At 39.0% G+C, this 7,914-nt stretch carries 5 protein-coding genes and 1 pseudogene; 1 reads left to right on the top strand and 5 read right to left on the bottom strand.

Annotated elements, in window-relative coordinates:
• Positions 1 to 40: 40 nt before the first annotated feature.
• The 4 genes from EH243_RS13010 to EH243_RS13025 are packed head-to-tail and all read right to left on the bottom strand — an operon-like array spanning position 41 to position 6,294.
• Complete coding sequence (locus EH243_RS13010; RefSeq protein WP_126159107.1) at positions 41 to 3,760, bottom strand: excinuclease ABC subunit UvrA; 3,720 nt, start codon at positions 3,758 to 3,760, stop codon at positions 41 to 43.
• Positions 3,741 to 5,015, bottom strand: a complete 1,275-nt coding sequence (locus EH243_RS13015; RefSeq protein ID WP_126159108.1) for a radical SAM/SPASM domain-containing protein — start codon at positions 5,013 to 5,015, stop codon at positions 3,741 to 3,743. The genes EH243_RS13010 and EH243_RS13015 overlap by 20 nt, the downstream gene beginning before the upstream one ends.
• Positions 5,012 to 5,782 carry a TauD/TfdA family dioxygenase gene (locus EH243_RS13020; protein ID WP_126159109.1) on the bottom strand — a complete coding sequence of 257 codons (771 nt, stop codon included), beginning with the start codon at positions 5,780 to 5,782 and terminating at the stop codon, positions 5,012 to 5,014. Before EH243_RS13020 ends, EH243_RS13015 begins: the two co-directional genes overlap by 4 nt.
• Before the next feature lie 2 nt (positions 5,783 to 5,784).
• Positions 5,785 to 6,294: a glycine-rich domain-containing protein gene (locus tag EH243_RS13025; RefSeq protein ID WP_126159110.1), complete on the bottom strand. Its 510-nt coding sequence runs from the start codon at positions 6,292 to 6,294 to the stop codon at positions 5,785 to 5,787.
• A gap of 422 nt (positions 6,295 to 6,716) precedes the next feature.
• On the opposite strand from EH243_RS13025, the pseudogene EH243_RS13030 reads away from it, so the two are divergent.
• Positions 6,717 to 7,740, top strand: a pseudogene (locus EH243_RS13030) (IS630 family transposase).
• A gap of 49 nt (positions 7,741 to 7,789) precedes the next feature.
• Here EH243_RS13030 and EH243_RS13035 read toward each other — a convergent pair.
• The coding region (locus tag EH243_RS13035) for an IS3 family transposase (RefSeq protein ID WP_164549116.1) at positions 7,790 to 7,914 on the bottom strand (125 nt) is incomplete at its 5' end.

A 7,914-nucleotide genomic window follows, 5' to 3' on the forward strand; every position in this document is an offset into this window, starting at 1 on the left:
ACAACGAGATCAGAGCTATTAAAAACCCCCTGCGTTTTACTTAAAAGGAATCGGTAAATATTTCACCGTCACATTGATAATATTGGATTTTTGAGGAAAATCCAGATATACAAAACGGGCAATCTACCCATTCTACTTGATCGGTGAATATTTTATTGGCACTAAACTGCTTACGTTTATCATAGATATAGGAGTTTAACCCTTCCCATTCGTAGTACTGATGATCTGCATTACTTTTCGCATTCGGCTTTTGAAAACGATATTCCTTAAAACCATAAAAAAGTATATTTCGTTCGACTCGACTCAGCTCTTGTATAGGTTTAGTGAAATCAAACAACCCTTCCTTTTGTGAGAAATAGTTGATGGTACTTTTAGGTAAACTTTTTTCTAGAGCGAATGGAAACGATCCTTTATCTAACACACTTCGAGTTTCATCCACCCAATCGTGGAGTGGATAGCTCAGCAACTTTCCATATCCGTGGCAGTGATGACAAGAATTTTTGTAGAGATTAAACACAAAATTTTGGGGAAATACCCTATCAACAACACGGTTTTTTAAGCTGAATAAGCGAATGCCATGGTAACTCAAGCGCCCTTCACTATCTCGAATAATGACAACACCTGCTCCCTGTAAATATGCTAATGAAATATTATCCGCCAACACTAAACAATGCCAATCATCATTACTGTGAAAAATAGTTTTATCAGGAATTGTTGACAGTAGCTTTTTCTTGATGTTTAAAGGAACAGTCGAATAGCGCTCTAGTTGACGTATTAACGGATTATAAAAAATTTCTTGTGGTTTCCGAGCAAGAACCGCATCGTGTAATGTTTGCCAGTCTCTATAAAAGAAGCAGTTATCATCTGGCACCTCAACATGATAGTTCGCATTAAAATATTGTTCCCGCTCGAAGTTTTTCTGTTGACGATAAAGTGCTGGTATAAACTGGTAACGCTGTTTGCTTCGTTCTGTTTTATGCGTTGTAGTAAGCGGCAGTAAAGTTTCTAACAACATGCTATCATCGAGTGTACCTGAGGTTATCGAATCGGCCTCATACTTCGTAGCCTTTACCCCTTCTTCAACGTTACCCATTACTTCCCGATGATTTAAACTTGGGAAGCGGGTTAAGAGTTCTTCCGTATTTAAAGCTTGAATAGCATGCATTTCTGCATGATAAATATTATCTTCTCTTTTTTTCTCACCACTTATTCCAAGATCAACAATATAATCACTACGATAAATAAAATAAGGATTATGCTCAATAACAATAAGTGTTGCATCTGATAAATACTTACGTAACATTATGATTAAACGGTCAACCGCTTGACTATCCAAACCACGGCAAGGCTCATCCAGAATCATCACTTGCTGAATAGCTTCTGTAGTACTCTTTGACAAATCTTTACTATTCAGCTGATGTTTTAATAAGAATTTCGCAATCTTTAAACGTTGAAGTTCTCCACCACTTAATGTCTGTGTTTCTCGCCCTAACTGCAAATAACCTAGAGACAATGCGTCTAATACTTCAATGGCTTTATGTAATTGAGACAAATCATCTTGTGAAGCAATCCACGTAAGATCCGACTGCAATACTTCAGAAAGTGTTAATTTCTGTTCGCCAATTTTCGCATAAAATAACGCAATCTCAGGACGAAAACGAGAACCAAAACATACAGGACAAGGTTGTTTTATAGTAGTTTTACTTGGTGAATGTCCATTACCTACCGTAACAACACCTTTACCACTACAATGCTCACAAGCCCCTCCCGCATTAAAGCTAAAATCACTCGCGCTATACTGCCCATGACTTTGTGTAGAAAAGAACTGTCGTAAGCAAGCAAATACATCAAGATAAGTCGCCACAATTGAATGAGAAGCTCCTAAAAATGGCCGGCTATCAAGTAATTCGACCAAATAATCTAGTTGCTTTAGTGCAGGGTAGATCATTTCACGACATAACGTTGATTTACCGGATCCACTTGCACCAATAACAGTGTTGATAGCATTTTTGGGGAGGCTTAAATGTGTTAACTGTATATGGCGAATCGGCTGTAAATTAAGCTCAATATGCTCATGTGCCATTAAAGGAATAACGTTGGTAGGAATGGATAAACCTTTCAACTGTTGTGCTAGTGTCAATGGTGCACAATACTCACCACCCTGAGCACCGGCATTAGGGCCTATACAAAGTACTTTATCGGCAAACACTTGATAAAGTGGGTTATGCTCCACAAGTAAAACTCTATTTCCTTTAGCTTTTATAGTTTGGAGCAAATTAATGATCGAAAGGTTATCTTTAAACTGTAGGTTAGATGACGGTTCATCTAGAATGAAGAGTCTTTGATGAACTTCTTCAAGTAGCGAAGGAAGTAATTTCATACGTTGCAATTCACCCGAGCTTAAGGTGCTTAATGAACGCTCAAAACTAATATGCTCAATTGCAAGTGCATGTAAGTAGTACAACAGATTTTTTAATCGCATAAGTAGCGAGTGAGCCTCTCCAAACTTTGTAATAGCATCACTTAGCTGTTTGCCATTCATTGCAAGATATTCATGCAAGGAGCGCTCACCTACCTTAACAGCCCGCGCTTGCCAGCCAAATCCTGTACCTTGACAGGATAAGCAAGACTTTTTAGTTGTTAGTGACTGTGCAAATGTATCGTGACGATTAGACGATAGTTTTTCTTGGAGAGTTTGAAGGATAGTTTCTCTCTGTGATTCGGGAAGCTCTTTAAAACTTAATGTAATGTCTACACCTTTCTTTTTTAAAACACTAAGCAAACCAGAGGGCAAATACTTGAATCCTTGATAACGTCCTGATTTTGTTTTAGGTACATTAAGAAAACCTTTAGATAGAATAACATCAGTGATAATTACACTATCTAGGTCGTAATCTATTTTTTCACCTGTTCCCTCACACTGACGGCAATAACCTGAAATTGATGATTGCGTTGCACGAGAAAATAGTTGTTGATTAGGTAAACGAAATATTCTAGCTTCATTTGGAACAAACCCGTGCTGATCAAATTCAATTTCATCATGATCATATTCATCAAATGTTGATTCATCAACTCGGCGTGAAGCTAGCATAAGTACAGGTATCGCTTTTACCTGCGAAAGTTCATCTGCTATTTGTGAACTGTTGATTTCAATAAAACCTTCATACTTTTCTAATTGCGCCGGAAGCTTTCTTATTTCTGTGGATTTTATAGTACTTTTACCTTCAGCACGCAATAACAGTGAAGTAATATTCTGCTGCTCAAGTTGTTGTCTTATATTTTTATTTAAAGGTGCAAAATTAATAACTCGCAAATATAAACGTGATGTAGAATAAAAACGCTGCTGATGAGCAAAAATATCTAACAACGAGTGTTTGAAAAATACTTTTTTTTGTTTAATACTTCCAAAATCTACAAAATATTTAACAAGGGCTTCATTAATTCGAGTGCGAGTACCAAAGCGTATATTTCCAGCCACGTATGCACTTCGTTGACTAACAATAACGGGGTCAGGTAGCAAAGAGCAGCTTTTAAATGATGGGCGTACAGAGTAATTAATTAATTTATCACTTTCTAAACGCATCTGCTGTTGCCGTAATGCTTCTGTTGCAACTACATGATTTACTAGTGTAGATTTACCTGAACCACTCACACCACTCACCACCATAATGTCATTAGCTGACATTTCAAAGTCTAGGTGTTTTAAGTTGTTCTCGGTGATATCAAAAAATACTATAGTATTAATCATATTCTTTTTCATAAATATCAAACACTTGAGAAATCACTTTTTTATAAACATGACACATAGCGCTTTTTCCGTTTACTCGATATAACGGACAGCCTCCGGCACAGACCAAACGATATTGGCATCGTTGACAATCCTCACTTAATCCGAAATGTTTCTGTTTCCCTAAGCGAATAATGCTAAGCAAGTTTTGCCCACCAGAAAGGTACCCTAAAGGTTCCTTTTTTTGAAACTCTGTATGACAAAAAAATACAGAACCATCAAGATAAATGGCAGCAGCATGGTTTCCCATTGAACAAGGTGTACTTGAGGGTTCGTGGGTTCGTAGATCAGAGAAAATTACACGACGACTCACTGGATACCCTTTATTAACGGCTTTATCAAGTAGCGAATTGACAGCATCCATCGTTTGCTCAAATTGTGCCGGTGTAATATATCCCCCTTTAGCATCAGAAACACGAAAAGTCATGTCGTGTGCAATGAGATATTCGACTAGCGCAGGTATACCAAGGTAGTTATCTGAAGTAACAGTGATCATAACGCTTGGAAAAATATCGTGTTCACCCAGTCGTTTTAAATTTCCCATTACTGTATTAAAAGAGCCTGCACCGTTCTTATGTTTACGATGGATGTCGTGACTGTCTACCAGGCCATCTACGGATACTGACACAATCACTTGATGCTGCTTAAAAAAAGTAATCATCTCGTTTGTTAAATGCGTCAGATTACTAATCAAGCGTAGTTCTAGAGCAATACCTATTTCTGCTAAATGTGTGCGAAGTTCCTGTACCTCCTCTTTCCAGATAGAGAACACCATAAGTGGTTCTCCACCCGCTAACTTCAAATGTACAGTTTCTAACCCTTCGATTTCCTTAAAATGTTGGAACAATAATGGGAAAATATCAGTACGTAGTGTTTTACGACTATTTAAAGATGGAATATAGCAATAATCACAGGCAAGATTACAATCATCTGTTACTTGTAGCCAGAGGTTAATATGCTTGGCTATCGGTTTAGTGACAATGGAGGGAGTTGAATCAGATGGTATTAAAATATTCTCTGAAACTAAACGAGCCACCACATTAAAATCTTTAGCATTGGGCTCACGCTCAATAAAATCATTTAAAATTACTTCCCTAAGTATTTTTTCGGCTTCTGAATCAAGAATAACAAGGTCATCACGATGAGATTTTCTAACAAAACAAATATCACCGAAATGTTTATTTTTTTGATACTCAACGTTAAACATCAGGTTATATGAATATTTCATAAATTGAACCTAATACTTGCCATCTTCCTTGAGTTCCAAACGTTCTTTGTCGAATCGTGACTAACAGTACACTCACCGCGTCGATGCAGCGCATGATGATTTGAAAGGATTAAAACGTCTCCCAAATTCAAACAAACGTCTTCTGCTACATCTATCATTGCTGCATGCAATTGTGCAATATACGTTGATGTCGCTTTGTTTTCTGTTACTAAATGTTGATGATACTTAAACTGTAACTGACCATGAATATTACTTAACAAAGGAAGATTAAAGTGTTGACCATTAGTAAAATGATAAGGTAATTGGCGCTCTAAAAGAGCTTCTAAAGATAAACTAAACCCTTCATGTAACCGTTGAATCAATGGAGACATAGCTACAACCTGATTACGACCATAAAAAGGATGTTTGGGATCAGTTTGTAAGCACAGCAATGCAATGTATTCAGGTGGATGTTCCTGAAACATAAAGTCGGAATGAAATCCACCTGTTCGCATTTGTTGAGATAAGTTATTGCTACTAACTTCAACGTGATACTGATGACAAACACTACCTATACGCTCAGAATAATAAAGCTGACTGCTAGAAATATGATCGAAAACTTTTTCAAATTCTTGCACATCCGTACCAAAATTACGAATAATTTGGTAGCCAGAATTACGTATCTGTTTTATATCAATTTGAACAAATGCGTGCGTCCTACCTATTAGAGTAGAGCCTAAAGGTAAGCGCATAACTTTTTTGGGCTTACCTGTAAGTTTTTCACTCATGCTTAAGCGCTTTTTGAAATTTCTGATGCAATAACTGAAGAACCTCTTAAGCTTAGTTGTTCAATATGACAAGGGCATGCTTGTGGACATTTTTGCGCAACACTATCGCCACTGTATAGAGGCTGGTCAAATAAACTCAGCCAAAGCTGTTCTGATTGTGCTTGCACACTTAACCACTCCTGCTGGTTCTCTTCACTTAACATTCCAAAATATGGATAATGATGCAAAAACTCACCAAATAAAGCCTCACAGTCCTTCATGTAAGCTCGCGTATCCAAAATATGCATATGCCAGATTTCATCAATATCAGCATTCGGCACAAGTTGAATTCCCCCCAAAGCTTTTGTGACGGCCATATACCGCTGATAGTCTAGAACCGCTTTTTCAGCACGTAACCGATTCCATTGCTCAGGGTTAGATTCAAGTAACTTTTGTATCGCTAGACCGAAATCCCACTGTGCGGTAACAACTAGTGCGCTTTTAAACATTATTTTATCGAATGGGAGCGTCATGTTAATTATTCATCCTTAGTTATAGAATCATTCATAATCATGCTCAAAATACCATTAAACAAACATAATTTCACCTTTAGAAATACATATTCACTTTTTAGATTCATATTGACAATATAACAACACCTCCGTATCTTAATTAGGGTCGTCGTTCTTCGGAGTTGCATTCATACTCTGCACTGGTGTAAGTTTCAGAGCCTACTCGCTAAGCGCGGGATCAAAGGCTATCCATTACTCCTTTTAAGTCGCTGCCCCCCCCAAATCATGAATAAAAACTTTACCCCCAACGATCTCATGACGCATTATACGACTACCTTCAACCGCTGATTTCTCTTGAAACTCAACAAACCTATCATTACTTATCACATAAGTCGCCTCGTCATCAGCTATTAACTCGGCGGACAATTAGGCATAGATAGGGTATAAAAACCGACACACGAAAAGTCTCTTCTGAGCTTCAGCAACACAACCGTGACTTAGCGATACGAATGTTTCAGTAAGGTCATAAAAGGTCAGAGATCGCGCAGATAATAGGTGTCCACTACACCGTTGCTTGTCGCTGGATCAGAGCCTGGAAGCTGGGAGGCAATAAAGCTGGGTCAAAGAGGCCGGAGGCCTGAAGAGCAGCGGCGCCTAACCGGCGCTCAAGAGTCTAGGCTGAAGAAGCTAATTTGCGACAAAAAACCAGACCAGATGAAGTTGCCGTTTGCCCTCTGGAATCGCAAAGCGATTCAAGCAGTAGTCAAGCAAATGTGGAATATCCACATAGCGATCCGCACCATTGGAGACTATTTGAAACGCTGGGGGTTTACGCCTCAAAAACCAGCAAAACGAACCTATGAGCGTAACCCAAAGGCTGTACAAGAGTGGTTGGACAACACCTATCCCGATATAAAAAAACGCGCATCGGTCGATAATGCAGAGATTTATTGGGGGGATGAAACAGGGATACGCAACGACTGTCAGCATAGCCGTGGCTACGCTCCAAAGGATAAAACACCGGTGGTCGAAATAAACGCTAAGCGGTTTTCAACGAACATGATTTCAGCGGTGAGCAACCAAGGCACCGTCAGCTTCATGATCTATGGCGAGAATATAACCGCAAAAGTACTACTACGATTTATGAAGCGGCTGATCAAGGATGCTGGACGAAAAATATTTCTTATTTTGGACAACCTTCGTGTTCGCCATGCCAAGTTGGTGAAGGCTTGGCCGGTGAAGCATTCAAACGAAATAGAAGTTTTCTATTTACCCGCATACTCACCGGATTTAAATCCAGATGAATATCTGAACGCTGACCTGAAAGCTGAGATACGCAGTGCAGCACCGGCTAGAAATCAAGCAGACTTGGCGGGCAAGGTGCTAAGCCATATGAGGATGCTGCAACAGAAGCCACAACGAGTTGCAAAGTACTTTGAGCATCCGGCGATTAACTACGCCTCATAGATGTATTTGTCCGCCGGGTAATCTGGCAACAGTTTTCCGGACACATCTCTTAAGCTGCCTTTGACAGCGGTTCCTCAAAGACCAATGGCGCAATATACCCATTGGTTGAGTGAAGTCTCTCTCGGTTATAAAACACCTCGATATACTCAAAAATAGCCCGCTTTGCCTCTTCTC

The sequence above is a fragment of the Amphritea opalescens genome, assembly GCF_003957515.1.
GTDB classification, from domain to species: Bacteria; Pseudomonadota; Gammaproteobacteria; order Pseudomonadales; family Balneatricaceae; genus Amphritea; species Amphritea opalescens.

Coding starts and splice junctions, on each gene's coding strand:
- EH243_RS13010 (WP_126159107.1), bottom strand. CDS start 3,760: ATGAAAAAGAATATGATTAATACTATAGTATTTTTTGATATCACCGAG.
- EH243_RS13015 (WP_126159108.1), bottom strand. CDS start 5,015: ATGAAATATTCATATAACCTGATGTTTAACGTTGAGTATCAAAAAAAT.
- EH243_RS13020 (WP_126159109.1), bottom strand. CDS start 5,782: ATGAGTGAAAAACTTACAGGTAAGCCCAAAAAAGTTATGCGCTTACCT.
- EH243_RS13025 (WP_126159110.1), bottom strand. CDS start 6,294: ATGACGCTCCCATTCGATAAAATAATGTTTAAAAGCGCACTAGTTGTT.